This window comes from Hyphomonas sp. GM-8P, from assembly GCF_003263315.1.
GTDB lineage: Bacteria > Pseudomonadota > Alphaproteobacteria > Caulobacterales > Hyphomonadaceae > Hyphomonas.
The window spans coordinates 1-329 of sequence record NZ_AWFE01000047.1 but is presented as its reverse complement, the minus strand read 5'-3'; the positions used below and the strand labels follow the sequence as shown (position 1 = coordinate 329).

1 pseudogene is annotated in these 329 nt (G+C 63.8%); it reads right to left on the bottom strand.

From position 1 onward, the window contains the following. A pseudogene (locus HY26_RS18975) lies at window positions 1–329 on the bottom strand (partitioning protein); the annotation flags it as partial.

Sequence of the window (329 nt, the reverse complement as noted above, 5' to 3'; positions counted from 1 at the left end):
GTCTCGTTCTTGCGCGCCCCGCACACATGCGAGCGCACATTCCAGAGGGATGATCCGGTCAGCGCGTGTGCTACCATCAGGCGCAGCGCAATGGCGGGCGCCGTGAGCAGGCTGGCTGCGGCAGCGCCATGCCGGTGAAGCCCGATATATTCCGCCATCGGGCCGGACATTTCGGGCTTGCTGTCAGCCGGTGAGGTCGCATCTCCGTCCTCGGTCTGGCGCTTTGTCCGTCGCGCTTCCGAAGCCTTCAGCCAGCCTTCATGGAAAGTCACCGTCCCATCATGGCGCTGTTCGACGAAGACCTTGCCGCCCTTCTTCTTCGTGGTCTG